Raw genomic sequence first — 16,847 nt, 5'->3', positions numbered from 1 at the left:
CCGTCACCGAGGGCGACACCGCGGCGGCGCTCAATGCCGGCGGCCAGCTGACGATTGTGGATCCCGACAGCGGTGAAGCCCATGTCGTCGCGCAATCGAATGTCCACGGGACCTACGGCGACTTCACGATCGATGCCAATGGCGCCTGGAGCTATACCGGCAACGGCGCCCACAATGAGCTCACCGCCGGGCAGCAGGTGCAGGACCAGTTCACGGTGACCAGCCAGGATGGCACCGCGAGCGGCATCGTCACGGTGACCATCACCGGCGGCAACGATGCGGCCACGGTCTCTTCGGATTCGAAGTCTGTCACCGAAGGCGACACGGCCGCCGCACTCAACGCCTCAGGCCAGCTCACCATCACCGATCCCGACAGCGGCGAAGCCCATGTCGTGGCGCAATCAAACGTCCACGGGACCTACGGCGACTTCAGCATCGATGCCAACGGCGCCTGGAGCTACACCAGCAATGGCGCGCATGACGAGCTCACCGCCGGCCAGCAGGTGCAGGATCAGTTCACGGTCACCAGCCAGGACGGCGCCGCCACCGGCATCGTGACGGTGACCATCACCGGCAGCAACGACGTGGCCACAGTCTCATCGGACTCGAAGTCCGTCAGCGAGGGCGATACCGCGGCGGCGCTGAACACCAGCGGCCTATTGACGATTGTGGATCCCGACAGCGGCGAAGCCCACGTCGTGGCGCAATCGAACGCGCACGGGACCTATGGCGACTTCACGATCGATGCCAACGGCGCCTGGAGCTACGCCGGCAGCGGCGCGCATGACGAGCTCACTGCGGGCCAGCAGGTGCAGGACCAGTTCACGGTCACCAGCCAGGACGGCACCGCGAGCGGCATCGTGACGGTGACCGTCACCGGCAGCAATGATGCGCCGGTGCTGAACGCCAATGGCGGTTCACTGTCCTATGCCGAGGGTCAGGCCGCGACCGCGATCGACACGGCGCTGATCCTGTCGGACGTTGACAGCACGAATCTGACCGGCGCGACGGTCGCGATCACAGGAAACTTCGCCTCCGGCCAGGATGTGCTCGGTTTTACCAATCAGAACGGCATCACCGGCAGCTATAACGCCAGCACTGGGGTGCTGACCCTGACGGGTTCGTCGAGCGTGGCGAACTACCAGGCGGCCCTGCGCTCGGTGACGTATTTGAACTCGGGTGACAATCCGTCGGGCGCGACCCGCACCATCAGCTATCAGGTTGACGACGGCCAGACGGCCAGCCACGCCAGCAACATCGTGAACGCGACAGTCACGGTCATTCCGGTCAACGACGCGCCGGTGAATACGGTTCCGGGAGCACAGACGACGAACGTCAACACGACAAAGGCGATCACGGGACTTGGCATCTTCGACGCCGACTCGGACGGCGCCAGCGAAACGATCACGTTGTCGGTAACCAACGGCACCTTGACCGTTTCAGGAGGTACCGCAGGGATCAGCGGCAGCGGAACGTCGACGGTGACGCTGACCGGAACAGTCAGCGCCATCAATTCTACCCTGGCCTCGACGGTCAACTACGTTCCGACATCGAATTTTGCCGGAACCAGCACTCTGACCATGACGACAAGCGACAATGGCCACAGCGGAGCGGGTGGCGCATTGACCGATGTGGATACGGTGACCATTTCGGTCACGAGCCCCAGTCCCTTCGCTCTCACGACCGGCACCGATACGGTCTTCTATGCATCGGGCACCAATACTGTGACCGGTACCCAATCTCCCCTAACGCTAAACAACGGTGACATGCTGACTGGGGGAAGCGGTACGGACACTCTCGCCGTCAGTGGTGGCGGTCTGGGGCCATTCACCTTCGGCGATGGTGCAGGAAGCATTGGCCTGACAAACTTCGAAACGATCAGTTTAAGTGACAGCAACAGCGGAAATCACACTGACACCCTGACATTCCTTTCGACATTCCAAAATGGAGGAACGCTCACGATTGACGGATCCGGCATTACGGGGAACGGCGACCTGGTCGTAGATGCTAGCGCAGTCACGTCTGGATCGTTTGTCATCATGGGCAGCTCAGGAAACGGCGGCGATGATACCCTCAAGGGCGGTTCTGGTAACGACACGATCAACGGTGGCGCAGGCACTGGCGCGGACAGGATCGTGGGTGGTGGTGGCGCAGATGCGCTGACTGGTGGTGGCGGGAACGATACATTCGCCTATCTCGCTGTCACCGACGCGGGTGACCACGTCACCGACTTCAACACCTCAGGGGATAAGCTGGAATTTACGGTAACCGCCGGACGGTTCGTCATTGGTGATGTCGATACGACCGTTGAAAATGTCAGAACGGGCAACAACGCTGCGCTAAATCTCGCCAACACGGAGGTCGGCATCAAAACAGACGCATCCGTGACGACGGCGACAGTTCAATCAACGATCAACAGCTACTCCAACATCACCACAGGAGCCCTATTTGTATTCCACAATTCGACGGTGGGCCACGCGCAAATTTACTACGATGCCAATCCGAGCGTCGCAGGCGGCGCGACACTCGTCGCCGATTTGGACAACCTGACCACTCTGGCGAGCATAACCGGTACTTTCAGCGCGGCGGATTTTGCGTTTGGAACGGCCCTTGCTCCTGCGGGGGTGTCGGGCGAGCCCATCAATCTCGGTCTGACGGACTCGCCCGCTCATCAGGGTCAAATCGCCACCGTCACTGTCGGCAGCGTGCCCGCAGGCTGGACATTAAATGGTGGGATGCTGCTCCCCGATGGCAACTGGACGATCGAGACGACTGACGTCAGCTCGCTAATGGTGACATCGCCAGTCGATTTCGCCGGAGCATTGCATCTCGACGTGACCGTGACCTGGATGCAGCCGGATGGCTCGGCTGTAATCGAGACATTCGCCGACAATGTTGAAGCTTTTGCAGCGGGCTCCGCCATCATCGCCATTTCCGGCGACGACTATCTCACAGCGTCAAGTGGCAGCGATCTGCTTGTATTCTCACAGCCGATCGGCCACGACGTCATCTATAATTTCGAGATTGCGCATGATCAGATCGACCTGATTGGCTACGCCGGCTTCAAGACCTTCGCGGACGTCCAGGCGCATCTGTCTGCCGACAACGACGGCAACGCCGTCATTGCGCTGGCCGACGGTCAAACGATCACTCTGGATGGCGTCGATGCCGGCTCGCTCGCAGCGGACGACTTCGTATTCGACTTCAAGCCCGTGGTCGACAATTCAGGCACAATGACGATCGGCAACGGCGCATTGCTGCCGTTATCCGGTAACATCCACAATACGGGCACGATCTCGTTGAACTCGACGGGCGCCGAGACCGACCTCCAACTCGTCGGGCACGGAATTTTGCTCGAAGGTGGCGGTCAGGTGCTGTTGTCCGACAATAGCGAGAACACGGTCAGTGGAACTGTTTCCGACGTCACGCTGACCAACATCGACAATACCATTTCGGGAGCCGGACAGCTTGGCGGGGGGACATTGATCCTTGTCAACCAAGGTACAATCAACGCGACGGGCACCAACGCGCTCGAGATTGACACCGGTAGCAACACCGTCGTCAATTCCGGAACGATTGCGGCCAGCGGCAGCGGCGGACTGGTCATCGACAGCAACGTGGATAATTCAGGGCTGCTGTGGGCGCATGGAGCCAACATCACTCTCAATGGCAGTGTAAGCGGCAGCGGCACCGCGCTGATGGATGGCGTGGCTACGGTCGAGTTCGGAGCGGCTTCATCTGCGCATGTCGCGCTCGATGCCGCAGCGACCGGGACAATCGTGCTCCATGACTCCTTCGACTTCAGCGGAGTCGTGTCCGGGTTTGACGGAGATGACCACCTGGATCTCCTCGACGTCGCGTTCGGGGACGGCACGACCGCTAGTTATGTCGCAAATCAGGCCGGCACTGGAGGAATCCTTTCGGTGACTGACGGAGTTCATACCGCCAATATCAGCCTGTTCGGCCAGTACGATCCCGCGAGCTTCCAGACTGAGGCAGACAAGAACATGGGAACGCTTATCAGCTACCACGAGTATCTCGTCTGAGGCGCTGCGAGGAGGTGGCTAAAGGCGCTGACTGCGAAGTCGGTACTTGGTTCGCATGGACAGATGTACCACCGTCGCGCCTCCGCACTTCGCGAAATCTGCTCCATGCGCGCCGGCCTGGTCGCAGCATCCGCTCGATTATATGTGCGTGGATTAATCGGTCGACGCGGCACCACGGTTCAATGCCACAACATAATTCCTGTATCTCCGATAAATAAATTATACCGCCTGATTTATCCGTATAATTCCGGTGATTTCCCGTCGACCCAGCCGTAGCTCAGCCGGGATTCGCTTATGGCAGTCAGCTAACGTCTTTTTATCACGACGTTTTCGCTGATTGTGATCTCCATTTTTGATTTTCACGGGCTCGTTCCAGTAGGGTTAATTCAAAATACATTATATATTAAATGTTGACGATAATAAACATTTAATGGATAGTTTATCGCTGGCGGGGCCGGACATAAATCCGCAGCCGCTGGAAGTTGCCGAGGTGTCTGCAAATTCATCTTGAAAGAAGGGATTCTTCCTATGTTGCATCATTTCATCGAGACCAAGGAAGCGTTGAAGCGTCTGCGAACGGACCAGGATGGCGTGGTGTCATTCGAGTACATCATCGTCGCGGTTTGTATCGTCGGCGCGGTGGGTGCCGTGTTCGGTGGCGGAGCCGGTGGGCAGATCGGGGCGGCGCTGACGACCGGGATCACCGCAATCACCACCGCTTTCACGACCGCGATCGCTGGTTGATACCGCCATTTTGGCGCCAGAGGGGGGCAATCCAAGCTGCCCCCCTCCTGCAGAAGTGCTCCCGCCAGTTTGCCTTCCACCTTTTTTGAAACGTGCATTTCATGAGTTGGATTGCTCCCACAGCCTCGATCCTGGAAATCCTGTTGTTGCTCTATGTCGCAACGATGGACGTTGCGACGCGCTTGATCCGAAACGAATTTTGTCTTGCGCTGGCGCTCCTCGGGATCGCCGGTCAATTGCCCAGCCCGATTCAAGTCGCTGTGTCGCTGATCACAGCCGGGATCCTCTTTCTGCTGCTTTTTGTCCTGTACGCGCGCGGAGGAATTGGTGGCGGCGATGTCAAGCTGCTGGTTGCCCTGGCGGTTGGTCTCCCGCCGAGCGGCGTGATGCAGTTGCTGACCGTCACCGTGCTGGCCGGCGGCGTTCTTGCCTTGGTGCATCTGATGATGCGTCACCTGCCATATCCCAGACTGGCACCCGCCGGATCGTCGCTCGCGCGCCGGATCTACGCGATCGAGCGGTGGCGCCATTTGCGACACGCCCCGCTGCCTTACGGAGCCGCTATCGCCTGCGGCGGTATCTGGACCATTTTGAGCAAAGGATCGTGAAATGTCATCCGCGCTGCGTCTGTCGATCATCGTGGTGCTTTTGCTTGCAACCACAGCGTTCGGACTGATCGCCTATAGCATGAACCTGCCGAAGGCGCAGCCTCCGGTCCCGGTACAGGTGACGGAGGCGCCCCTCGCGCCGGCGGCGCCGGCGACCGCCGGATACTTCGTCGCGGCACGGCCATTGCCGAGGGGGACGTTGGCCCGCGAAGAGGATTTCGCCGTCCGCTCGGTGCCGCCGGAGCGCGTTCCCCAAGGGGCTATCCTTGAAACCCCCGAGTCCAAGGCCGGACTTGCCGGTTCACTCATCCGCAACTTCGTCGAAGCGGGCAGTCCCGTTACGTTGCAGGATATCCTGCGTCCGCGGGATCGGGGTTTCCTCGCCAGTGTCCTGGCGCCAGACAGCCGTGCCATCAGCATCAAGGTTGACGAGGAGGCCGGTGTCTCGGGTCTCATCAGGCCAGGCGATCACGTGGACGTCGTGTTGACCCAGGTCTTCGAGAAAGTCGATACCGCGCGCCGCGCCCTCAGCGAAACCGTTCTGCGTAACGTTCGAGTCATCGCGATTGATCAGGAGATCGTGCAGGGCGCGCGACCCATCAGCGGGATGGCCGGTAAGCAAACGCAGACCGTGTCACTGGAGCTTACGCAGGTGCAGGTCAAGAAAGTCACCGTCGCAAAGCAACTCGGGACGCTCTCGTTCGCCGTACGCGCAGCAGTCGATCAGTGGGACAAGGCAGACACCGGCGCGATGTCGAGCTGTGACGTGTCGCCTGAACTTGCCCGCCAGTATGCAATTTCCGCACAGAGAACGGCAGTGTTCGTTCATTCAGGCGGTGAGGTCAAGCAATACACGGTCAGGAAGCAAGAGGAAGACGCTCTCGTCAGCTGCGACGGTGCATCGGAAGCCGTGCGCCCGACTGCGACGGCGGCGGGTTACGATAACAGGTTGTCGGAGAAACGTTGATGAGCATCGCCATAGCCACTCCGCCTGAAGAAACGACGTCAATCGTTACGCGTAACCGCATCGTCGGTTTCGTAAACGATGAGCTCAGCGCTGCGGCGTTGCGCAAGGGGCTCGAAGGCGCCAATCTCTCGATCAGACGCGGCACGATCCGCAATGCCATACGGATGCTCGAAACCGACACGGATCTGTTCGCGCTGGTGGTAGACATCAGTGGCGTCGATGATCCCTTTACTGAACTGGAAAGGCTGGCCGGCGTCTGTCCACCCGATGTCCGCGTAGCCGTGATCGGCGACAACAGGGAGATCACGTTCTACCGTGAGCTCCTGGAGCTTGGCTTGACCGAGTATCTGCCGCGGCCGCTCACGCGCGATCTGGTGCTGGACAAGCTGCGCCCCAAGCTTCTCGGCGACGTCGCAGCCAACCAGATCGATCGTGGCGGGCACGTGGTCTCGATCTGCGGGGCGCAGGGCGGCGCCGGCGCCACGAGCATTGCGATCAATCTGGCGCTGCAACTTGCCGAGACGACCAAGGCCAAGGTGGCGCTGCTTGATCTTCATCTGCAGGGCGGCGAGGCCGCCGTGATGCTGGGTGTTCGTCCCGGGCCAGGGCTGCGTATCGCTCTGGAAAATCCGATGCGGGCGGACACACTCTTCCTCGAGCGCGCGGCAATCGAAGTCAACGAAAGGGTTTGCCTGGTCTCGGCCGACGAGGACCTCGATGCGCAGCTTGAAATTACGGAGGCTGGCGTACGACACGTGCTTGGTCTGCTGCGTCAACGGTTCAACTACATCGTGGTCGATGTACCCGTCCCGTTTCCGCCGTCGATCTATCCCGTGATTGCGCTTTCCCGTCATGTGATGGTGCTGCTCGAATCCGAGGTGACCGGACTTCGCAATGCCCATGCGCTACGCACCGCAGTGATCAACATCGCGGGCAAGGACCGGGTCTTTACCTTGCTCAACCGGGCCGGTCGTCCCGGGGGCCTTCCGAGGGCGGCGGTTGTCAAGGCGTTGGGTGCAGAGCCCGACATCGTCGTTCCCGATCTCGGCAAGGGCATGACCGAGGCGCTCAATCTCGGAATTCCAGCTCTGAAGCACGTCAGAAAATTGCGGCGTCACCTGGCGCCGATCGTACGGGAGATCAGCGGTGTCGCTGCCGAGCGAGGTAGCTGGTGGAGGAGGGTGCTCACAGCACATCTGCGATGAAGAAGTTTGGTAGGCGCGAAGACGACGCACCAGCTCACGTATCCGCCTTGGCGGCAGGCCTCCCTGCATCTGCGATAGGCTTGCCTTTGCCGTCGCCCAGCGTGACTGCAGCCGCACCGAACTTGCCTTCACCTGCGCCAAGGCGCGACGAACCAGCGATCCACCAACCCATCATTCCGCCTTCGCTGCGTGAACGGGTGATTGAGCAGATCGAACCCGCGGTGGCCGCAACCGTCTCGCGGGAGGTTCTCCGGCGGCAGATTGAAGAGATCATCCATCACATTGCCAACCAGGAACGGCTCGAGCTGTCGGGCCGCGAGCAGCTGCAGCTCGCGGACGAAATTGCCGACGACATGACGGGTTACGGGCCGCTCCGTCCGCTACTGCTGGACCAATCGATCAACGATATCATGGTGAACGGTCCAAGTAATATCTACGTGGAGCGAAGCGGCAGGCTGGAACGAGTGGCGGTGCGATTCCGCGACAATGATCACATCGCCTCCGTCGCTCAGAAGATTGCCGCGCAGGTCGGTCGGCGCGTCGACGAATCCAGTCCGATGGTGGATTGTCGCCTGCTGGATGGCAGCCGGGTCAACATCATCCTCCCGCCGCTGGCGATCCATAGTCCGTGCATTTCCATCCGCAAATTTCCAAGCCGTCGTTTGGACATCGCCGGATTGATCGAAAACGGCTCGATGACCCCGGCCATCGGACAATTGCTGGAGATCGCCGCCCGCTCGCGGCTCAATGTTCTGGTCTCCGGCGGCACCGGATCCGGCAAGACGACGCTCCTGAACGCGATGAGTCAGTTCATCGATCACACCGAACGTATTGTCACGATCGAGGACGCGGCGGAGCTGCAGCTTCAGCAGCCCCACGTGATCAGCCTGGAGACCCGGCCTCCCAGCCTCGAAGGCACAGGGCAGGTGACACAACGAGATCTGCTGGTGAATGCCCTGCGCATGCGTCCCGACCGGATCGTCGTCGGCGAGGTGCGCAGTTCCGAAGCATTCGACATGCTGCAGGCGATGAACACCGGCCATGATGGTTCGATCTCCACGGTACACGCGAATAGTACCCGGGATGCCCTGACTCGCATCGAAAACATGGTGCAGATGGGACAGGTCAATCTACCGTCGCGCGCCATTCGAAGTCAGATCGTCGCTGCGCTGGATCTCATTGTGCAGGTCGAACGCATGCGGGACGGACAGCGCCGCATCGTTCAGATCAGCGAGGTGATCGGCCTTGAAGGGGAGGTGATCACCACCAATGACATCGCAGCCTTCGAGTATCAGGAGGAGGATGTGAACGGGCGGATATCGGGCAGCTACAAGTCCAACCTTGCAACCCCGAAGTTCAAGAGCCGGCTTGTCTATTTCGGGCTGGATGGTGCTTGGGCCGAGGCCATGAGGCAAATATGACGCTGGAGTCCGTGATCGTCACTGTTCTGGCGCTCGCGATGTGCGCAGCAGCCGTTTCGTTGTGGCTCGACGCTCGGGAAAGACGCATCAATCGTCGGTTGGCGGTTGCTTTGCCAACGTCGCATCCGGCTAACCTGCCATCCATTCGCCGCTTGGAGGCCGGGTCTCAGGATCAGTTTCTCAATCGGCTGTCCAACTACAATCCCGATATACCTTACGTGTTGCGTCCCGCCTACGTGCTGCTTGCCGGTGCATTCGGAGCAGCGGCGATCCTTTATGCGAACAGCCAGCTGGGATATTCCATTGTCTACGCGTCCATTGTCGCGGCAATCGCGGCCCTCATTGTGATACGAGGCCTGTTCGGATGGCAGCAACGTCGCTTCGCTCTTCAGCTTTTTCGACAGCTGCCTGATGCGATCCAGCTGGTGACAAGTACAGTGCGATCGGGTCTGCCTGTGCACGAGGCATTTCGTGCCCTCGCGCGGGATATGCCGCAGCCAACCGCCGGGCAGTTTGCCATCGTATGCAGCGAAGTGAATCTGGGAAGACCTGCAGAGGAAGCTGTCCAAGCTGTCTATCGGCGAACGCAGGTGGCGGAGTATGCGATATTTGCGGTGACACTTGCCGTCCAGTTGAAGTCCGGTGGCAGCCTGGCCGAGACTTTGCAGAACCTGGGAGACACTGTCAGGCAACGTGTTGCGCTGGCTGCCCGCGCCAAGGCGCTGGCAGGAGAGGTGATCTTTTCCTCACGGGCGCTGACAGTCTCGCCCTTGATTGCAGGTGGGGTCCTGTACGCAGCCAATCCGCAAACGGTTGATCTGTTGTTCACCGATCCGGTTGGAAACAAGCTGCTGGCTTACGCAGTCCTTTCGGTGCTTGTCGGAGCCCTGGTGATAAGCTGGATGGTCAGAAGGGAAACAGAACTATGACTTCTGGTCTCAGTCTGGTGGCCCTTGCAGTCGTGGCTGCGACTGCGTCCTGCATGTTGATCATCCGCGAAATACACATTCGTACATTGGATGCCCGGGTATCAAACGCCGTGATGGGCGTTGCTGGCCGGTCTGCGCCCTTCCAGGATGTGACCGGTTGGTTTTCGTCACTCGGCATGCGCTACCGTCGCTTCTATGCCGAGGAAAATCTGGATCAGCTACGAACCATCCTTCAATCGTCGGGTTTCAATCATCATCGAGCCTTGCCGACCTGGATCGGTGTCAAAGCCGTCAGCATGGCGCTATGCCCGATCATCGCCGGGGGTGCCGCTCAGCTTCTCGGGAAGCCGCTGCTTGATGTACTGGTCTTCACACTTATTGGCGTGGCGATCGGGATTTTAGCGCCGCGATTGATACTGGCGGTGCTGAAGCGGCGGTTTGATGCCGCCATTCGACTGGGCACGCCGGACATGATCGATTTGCTGGTTGTGTGCAGCGAATCGGGAATGGGACTGGAAAGCGGGCTGGCACGCGTAGCGCAAGAAATGCAAGAGACCAATCCCGCCATAGCCAGGGTCATGACCGGACTTCTTGATGATCTCCGGATCCTGCCAAGCCGCAGCGACGCATTCGAGAAACTGGGAGCTACATCGGATGGGCTTCGCCGATTCGGAATCATGGTCGGCCAAAGCCTGCAATATGGAACTCCGGTGGGCCAGGCGCTGAGGAGCATCGCCGTCGACCTCCGGCGCGAACGAATTACCAAGCTTGAAGAAAGAGCACACAAGTTGGGCGCCAAGCTGACCATTCCGATGGTGTTGTTCCTGCTTCCAGCCATGTTCGTCATTTTGGGAGGAAGTCCCATTCTGCATCTCGTGCGTTCGTTCGCCAGCTTCGGTAAGTAGCCATGAGCACGATTGCCCTGTCGAAAACGTCCTCTTACGATCGAACAATGCAACTGTTCGGCGGCATGTGGTTCATGTTGCTGGCGCTTGGCGTGGCCATCAAGATCGGATCATCGGCTCATGATCCCTGGCCGTCGCTCCTGTCGAGTGTTTGCCTCGCTGTCTTCTACGTGCTCCTGGCGCTGTTGATCGTCACGCGGCCCCCGGCGAAGGCGCAAGCGAAGGGCCGTCTCCCAAGGATAGCGGCGTTCGTCGGCACCTATATGCCGTGGACAATCGCTTTCTTCGGCGAAACCGACAAGGCGTTGCCAAACCTGGCCTCCACCGCGTGCGTGTTGATCGGCATGATCATGATGCTGGTCACCATCCGACATCTTGGCAGGTCCTTCAGTCTGGTGCCACAGGCGCGCAACGTGGTGCAAACGGGGCCGTATCGGTGGATCAAGCACCCGCTCTACCTCGCGGAAGAAATCGCGGTGCTGGGCGTGGTGCTGAGAAGCCCGACGCCGCTGACAGCGGTGTTGCTCGTCTTGCATATCGGCATCCAGGTTTGCCGGATTTATTACGAAGAGGACCTGCTTCGGCGCAACTGCCCTGAATATTCCGCTTACGAAGCATCGCGCTGGAGAGTGATCCCTTACGTTTGGTGAGTGCTGTTCCGGTCGACGACCGGAAGGGTGAGTATTGGTCGAGGTCAACTCATGAGCCGCAAGAAGTCGTTCATCGGGGATCAAGGCGGCGCCGTCGCGTTTGAGACATTGATCGTCTACCCAGTTTTGGTGGCGTTCCTGCTCATGCCGCTCGCCGACCTGGCTGCTGCGGGATTCCAGTTTATCTCAGCGTGGAGCGCATTGCGCTCCTTCGGGCAGTATGTGCAGTACGCCAATCCGCTCGCCCCTGACGGCACGGTGAGCTGGAAGACAGGGCTACAGACGACAGTCGCTGGTCATGCGATCAGCAACCTTCAGGTTTTGTGCGGAGACGCAGGGGCCACCTGTTCGCCAGGCAATCTAGCTTCTCCCAAGTACATTACATTCTCGACAACCATCACCTTGGCTCCAATTGTCTGGAGAGGGGTGCTGTGTCCCACCACCTGTACCTACACGCTGCCTTACTCAGAACGCTTCCAGTAGGGGGCTTAAATGCGTAGTCTACTCCGTTCCCAACGAGGCTCCGTCGCATTCGCAACAGTCATCGCTCTCGTGCCGCTGATCGGATTCGTCGCACTCGGGGCCGAGGCCGGATCGTGGTACGTCACCCGCCAGCACGCGCAGAACGCCGCCGACTCAGCGGCCTATTCGGGCGCATTGCGGCTTTCATGTATCATGGCGGGTGCGGCCTGCGACACGCAGTCCGTGGATTATCGCGGCAAGGAATTCGCGGCACAGAACGGGTTTTGCAACTCAAGTCCCAACGACGCTACCGGCTATCCGGGCAGAAACTGTCCGACAAGCCTACCGACCAGAATCTCGCGGGCCGTGCAGATCGATATCGGCGATTACAATGGGACCACGTTCACAACGCCACCTGCAGGCACCGGCAATGCCGTTCGCGCCAGGGTCAGCCAGCAACAGCCGGCGTACTTGGCGGCAGTGCTGGGTTTGACCACCGTCAACATCCCCGCCCAAGCCATTGCAGTGGTCCAGCAGCCGACCAAGGCCTGCGTCCTGGCGCTTGGACCTGATTTAGGCGCACTCAAGCTTGCTGGTAACCTCAGCAACAACGGAACTGGCTGCGCCTTGATGTCGGATACCAGTGTTCAACTTGCCAGCACTCCAACGTTCACCGGCTCGGGATGGGCCGTTTATGGTGTAAGTGGCTGCACCCCCTCAGGCAGCTGCAGTAATGTTAGCGTGCCGCACAACTATTTTATGACGTACGCTAGCAATCCGCTCAGCAAACTGGACACCGCATCGTTCAACAGCAGGACGGGCAATACAAATATGCCATGCACCCTTCAGGCGGACGGGTGGAAGCATTGCGCGCCGAATAGCGCGGGGACTGGAGCTTACGGCAGTTTCACGGTGCAGAACGGCGACAAGTACGTTTTGGACCCGGGAACATATGTCTTCTACAAAGCAAATATAAAGATGACCGGCGGACAACTGAAAGGCGCAGGCGTAACCCTCGTCCTGCTCGGAGACTCGCAGCTCACCATCAACGGGGGTACGGCTGATCTCTCCGCACCTGCCACTAACACCTTCTCCTCTGATCTAAATGGCGTCCTGATTGATGATCAGGCCCCGAGCAAGACCAGCAACAAGGTCACCATAAACGGTGGCGGCCAGGTTAGCCTGGGCGGGGCCATCTACTTTCCCAATGTCGACGTTAGCTGGGCCGGTACGACTTCAAGTGCGAATACGACCTGTTCGCAAGTGATCGCCAAAACGATCGACATGAGCGGTGGCGGCTACCTCAGCACGGAAGGCTGTGCGCCGGCCACCATCGTATACACCCAGGTTGTCGCTTTGGTGCAATGATGAGAAAGCTCGACAATCGCGGTATGGCGCCGTTTGAATTTATCATGGTGTCCGTGGCGCTTTTCACGTTGATGTTCGCCATCTTCGATCTTGGGCGCTATGCCATCACGATGCAATCCTTGCGGACGCTCGCGAGTGCCGGCGCCCGTGCGGTCATGATCAGCTGCTATACGCCTGCCTTGCTTCAAAGCCCGCCGCAGTCGCCGGCCGGCTGCATCGGGGATCCCCTGTCCACCGCCGCCAAGCAGACCGCGGCGCCCTTCCTGTTTTTTGGAGGTCTCACGCCAACGCTGACCGTGGGGGCCAACAGCAACAGCTTGAGTGTTACAGCTTCCCAGGCAAACTTTACGATGCTGATGCCCATATGGGGCACAACGCTCAACGCGCCGAGCGCCTCCAACCAGATTCCCTTCTAGCGCAAATATGGCAGCACGCCTGACATGTTTCGCTCGACAGCGCTGCGGGGCCGCGGCGGGCGGGCCAAGCGCGCGGGTGCGGAATTACTGGGACAAGCGAATCGCCAAGCGTGCCACCGACTGTCCTTCGATAGCAAAGCCGCGACGGGAGCGCGCGCCAAGAGCGGTCGTGCTGCGGGATAGTTCCCCACAACCAGTGAGAATGATGCGCGCTGGCAACATCGAAGGGTTTTCTTTCTGGTTGCGGCGCTGCGGTAAGTATCTCGTCTTGCAAGCTGCCTGCATGAAGGAGGATGATCTTGGAAACACGAAGTAACGAATTGTAGTGGGACAGATTGTAAACTCTGCGACGTGGTGCGCAGAGGGGAAATGTTGAGGACGTCGAGCACGTAGATTTGCGGGGATCTTCGTGGATCGCAGTGGGGGGACTCGGATGAGTGGCGGTCGCGTTTCGGGTAACAGGGTCGGGAGGCTTCTCGCCTTCGGCGTGATGGGTCTGGGCGCGGCGCTCGCCTCCTCTGGGGTCACGGAGCGCGCGACGGCTGCAGACCGGCGCGGCTCCTCCGGCGGCGTCATCGTCAGCGAGATGAATGACGTCCAGCGGGTCAAGCTCGTCGTCAACAAGTCACGTACCTTCAAGGTCGACACGGCCTTTGCGACGATCGTGGCGGGTTCGTCTGACATCGTCGACGTGAAGTCGCTGAGCGATCATCTCATCTACGTGCAGGGCAAGCAGACCGGCACCACCAACGTCATCCTGTTCGACAGCTCGATGAAGCAGATCGGGATCCTCGACGTCGAGGTCGTGATCGATACCGGCAATCTGCAGCAGAACATCCGGACCAGCACCGGCGGGCAGGGTATCCGCGTGTCGGCTTCCGAGGGCCAGGTGGTGCTCAGCGGGGTCGCCGCCGACGCAGTTACGGCCGAGCGGGCCATGGCGATCGCCACCAGCACGGTCGCGAAAGGAGGCGTCGTCGTCAACGCGATGAGCGTCGCGGCGCCGCAACAGGTGATGCTCGAGGTGCGCTTTCTAGAGGTGAGCCGGGAGGCTGGACGCAACTTGGGCGTCAATCTGTATGCGGCTAATGCTAACGGCACCAATGTGGGCAATAGCGGACTTGGTTCGACGACGGCCGTCGGGCGGGCACCCATCGGTGGCATCAATAGTCTCACGAGGGTACCCACCACCGGCGGCACTAGCAACCTTAGTCCCAGCAGTACTCCTGTTGGCGCCAATCCTGCTGGCAGCCTTCCGATACTCGGAACTCTTGGGACGCTGGCCGGTACTGCTGGAGGCATTGCGCCGGCGCCGTTCGGAAGCTTGTTGACCAGCATTATCAGGACCAGCAGCGGGGGCTCGGTGGACCTGTTGATCTCGGCGCTGGAAACCAAAGGATTGGCACGCCGGCTGGCGGAACCAAATCTGACCACGCTGTCCGGCGATGCTGCCCGCTTTCTCGCCGGCGGTGAATTTCCAGTGCCGATCCCGACCCAGACGCAGAACGGCTTTCCCACCATCACAATTGACTACAAGAAGTTCGGTGTTGAGCTCGCCTTCGTCCCCACCGTGCTCTCGCGCGGTGTGATCAATCTTCGGGTCGAGCCGTCGGTCAGCGAACTTGATTTCGCCAACGCGGTGACGATCCAGGGGACGACCGTTCCTGCGCTGACCCGCCGCGACGCGCGAACCACAGTTGAGTTGCGCGATGGCCAGAGCTTTGCCATCGCCGGCCTGTTGCAGACCCGCAATCGCCAGGACGTCTCGCAGTTGCCCTGGATCGGCTCGGTGCCGGTGATTGGAAGCCTGTTCAGCAGCAAATCGTATCAGCAGGAGGAAACCGATCTGGTGATCATCGTGACGCCGCGCCTGGTCGCGCCGGCGGCACCCGGTCAGCAACTGGCATCGCCACTCGACTCCCGCCTGCCGGCCAACGACGTCGATTTCTTCCTCAATGGTCAGATGGAAGTCCGCAAGCGGTACAATGACTACGTCAATTCCGGAGGCGAGGTGAAGGGACCGTATGGTCACATCATCGCGCCTGAAGTCCGGACCCCCGTCGTCGTCCCGGCCGCGAGTGCCGATCAGACGGTCGTCAAAACTCTAAACTAGAGGACGCGCGAGATGACGATCAGGTATCTGGCTCTGTTTGCGCCCTTACTGCTCGGGGGATGTTACGGCGTCGCCGGTCATGACGAGGTGGACCGCTACTTTCAGCGTTCCGACAGCATCACGATGACCGCCGGCGATGCCAAGCAGGTCAACGCCGTGACTCATACAATTCATCCATGGCCGCGATACGTCGGTGATCGCCGGATCGCATACGATGCTCGACGTGTGGGCTCGGCCGTGACGCGTTACGGCAACCAGCAACAGCCGGTGGATCAGCTTCCCGACATGGGCGATCCGACGAAACTCATCGGCCAGCGGCCTCCGGTCACGCAGAATGTCAACGTAACTGGATTGGGTGCGGGAGCATCGGCGGGAGTATCGGTGCCGGTCGGCGGGGCAGGGGGCAGGTAGCGGCTTCTGGTAATTGAGTTGAGGGACGGGACATTTGAGTGCGGTGCAGTGCGTCCGCTGGGCCGGGCGGGGGACAAGATTATGCGACGTGCCATTCTACTGTTGACCTGTTGCTGGCTGGCGCCAGGCCTTGCGGCATGTGACTATACCACGAGGGAGGCTGCCATCGTGGCTCCGGTCGAGCCACCGGGTGGGGACCCGGTGCAGGAGCCGACCGACGTCAAGTACTACCCGTCGGACGAGCCTGTGCGGCTGGGCCTGGAGCATTACAATCGCGGCAGTTACGGACTCTCGCAGCGCTATTTCAAGGACGCCGTCGAGAAATCACCCAAGGACGTCACGGCCTGGATTGGCCTCGCAGCGAGCTACGACAAGCTGCGTCGTTTCGACCTGGCCGATCAGGCCTATGCCCAAGCGATCCGGCTGGGAGGCGAAACCGTTCAGATCCTGAATGACCAGGGATATTCGTACATGCTGCGCGGCAATCTGAATGCGGCGCGACGGAAGTTCGAGAAGGCTTATTCGCTCGATCCGGGTAATCCGGTCATCGCCAATAACCTCGAGCTTCTCAATGGCAGCCGGCGGTTCATTGAAAGACCACC

Annotated in this window: 15 protein-coding genes; all 15 read left to right on the top strand. The window is 60.1% G+C overall.

Annotated features, from left to right (window positions below; genetic code table 11):
* The first annotated feature begins 47 nt into the window (after positions 1 to 47).
* Positions 48 to 4,046, top strand: coding sequence for a beta strand repeat-containing protein (locus IC66_RS0126525; protein WP_349643741.1), 3,999 nt, complete (start codon positions 48 to 50; stop codon positions 4,044 to 4,046).
* Between the two features lie 528 nt (positions 4,047 to 4,574).
* Entirely contained in the window at positions 4,575 to 4,790 is a 216-nt protein-coding gene (locus tag IC66_RS0126520) for a hypothetical protein (protein ID WP_038949704.1), read from the top strand.
* A gap of 101 nt (positions 4,791 to 4,891) precedes the next feature.
* A complete protein-coding gene (locus IC66_RS0126515; RefSeq protein WP_038949703.1) occupies positions 4,892 to 5,398 on the top strand; it encodes an A24 family peptidase in 507 nt (168 codons plus the stop codon).
* Between the two features lies 1 nt (position 5,399).
* Positions 5,400 to 6,365, top strand: coding sequence for a Flp pilus assembly protein CpaB (gene cpaB, locus IC66_RS0126510; RefSeq protein WP_038949702.1), 966 nt, complete (start codon positions 5,400 to 5,402; stop codon positions 6,363 to 6,365).
* Entirely contained in the window at positions 6,365 to 7,570 is a 1,206-nt protein-coding gene (locus IC66_RS0126505; protein WP_038949701.1) for an AAA family ATPase, read from the top strand. The genes cpaB and IC66_RS0126505 overlap by 1 nt, the downstream gene beginning before the upstream one ends.
* Complete coding sequence (locus IC66_RS0126500) at positions 7,567 to 8,991, top strand: CpaF family protein (RefSeq protein ID WP_038949699.1); 1,425 nt, start codon at positions 7,567 to 7,569, stop codon at positions 8,989 to 8,991. The genes IC66_RS0126505 and IC66_RS0126500 overlap by 4 nt, the downstream gene beginning before the upstream one ends.
* Entirely contained in the window at positions 8,988 to 9,920 is a 933-nt protein-coding gene (locus IC66_RS0126495) for a type II secretion system F family protein (RefSeq protein ID WP_038949698.1), read from the top strand. Before IC66_RS0126500 ends, IC66_RS0126495 begins: the two co-directional genes overlap by 4 nt.
* The gene (locus IC66_RS0126490; protein ID WP_038949697.1) at positions 9,917 to 10,825 is read left to right on the top strand and encodes a type II secretion system F family protein; all 909 of its coding nucleotides are present in this window, start codon (positions 9,917 to 9,919) and stop codon (positions 10,823 to 10,825) included. The genes IC66_RS0126495 and IC66_RS0126490 overlap by 4 nt, the downstream gene beginning before the upstream one ends.
* Before the next feature lie 2 nt (positions 10,826 to 10,827).
* Positions 10,828 to 11,475, top strand: coding sequence for a methyltransferase family protein (locus IC66_RS0126485; protein ID WP_038949696.1), 648 nt, complete (start codon positions 10,828 to 10,830; stop codon positions 11,473 to 11,475).
* Positions 11,476 to 11,526: 51 nt separating this feature from the next.
* Complete coding sequence (locus IC66_RS0126480; RefSeq protein WP_049806641.1) at positions 11,527 to 11,958, top strand: hypothetical protein; 432 nt, start codon at positions 11,527 to 11,529, stop codon at positions 11,956 to 11,958.
* A gap of 9 nt (positions 11,959 to 11,967) precedes the next feature.
* Complete coding sequence (locus IC66_RS0126475; protein ID WP_038949693.1) at positions 11,968 to 13,305, top strand: pilus assembly protein TadG-related protein; 1,338 nt, start codon at positions 11,968 to 11,970, stop codon at positions 13,303 to 13,305.
* Positions 13,302 to 13,721, top strand: a complete 420-nt coding sequence (locus tag IC66_RS0126470) for a TadE family protein (protein WP_038949691.1) — start codon at positions 13,302 to 13,304, stop codon at positions 13,719 to 13,721. Before IC66_RS0126475 ends, IC66_RS0126470 begins: the two co-directional genes overlap by 4 nt.
* 433 nt (positions 13,722 to 14,154) lie before the next feature.
* A complete protein-coding gene (locus IC66_RS0126465) occupies positions 14,155 to 15,834 on the top strand; it encodes a type II and III secretion system protein family protein (RefSeq protein WP_038949690.1) in 1,680 nt (559 codons plus the stop codon).
* A gap of 12 nt (positions 15,835 to 15,846) precedes the next feature.
* Positions 15,847 to 16,245, top strand: coding sequence for a hypothetical protein (locus tag IC66_RS0126460; RefSeq protein ID WP_038949689.1), 399 nt, complete (start codon positions 15,847 to 15,849; stop codon positions 16,243 to 16,245).
* A gap of 168 nt (positions 16,246 to 16,413) precedes the next feature.
* Positions 16,414 to 16,847, top strand: a 434-nt coding sequence (locus IC66_RS0126455; protein ID WP_244429170.1) for a tetratricopeptide repeat protein, incomplete at its 3' end; no start/stop codon positions are given.

Source organism: Bradyrhizobium genomosp. III (assembly GCF_000261705.1).
GTDB lineage: Bacteria > Pseudomonadota > Alphaproteobacteria > Rhizobiales > Xanthobacteraceae > Bradyrhizobium > Bradyrhizobium ottawaense.
Note: the sequence above shows the minus strand (reverse complement) of the source record. Positions and strands in the feature narration are given on the sequence as shown.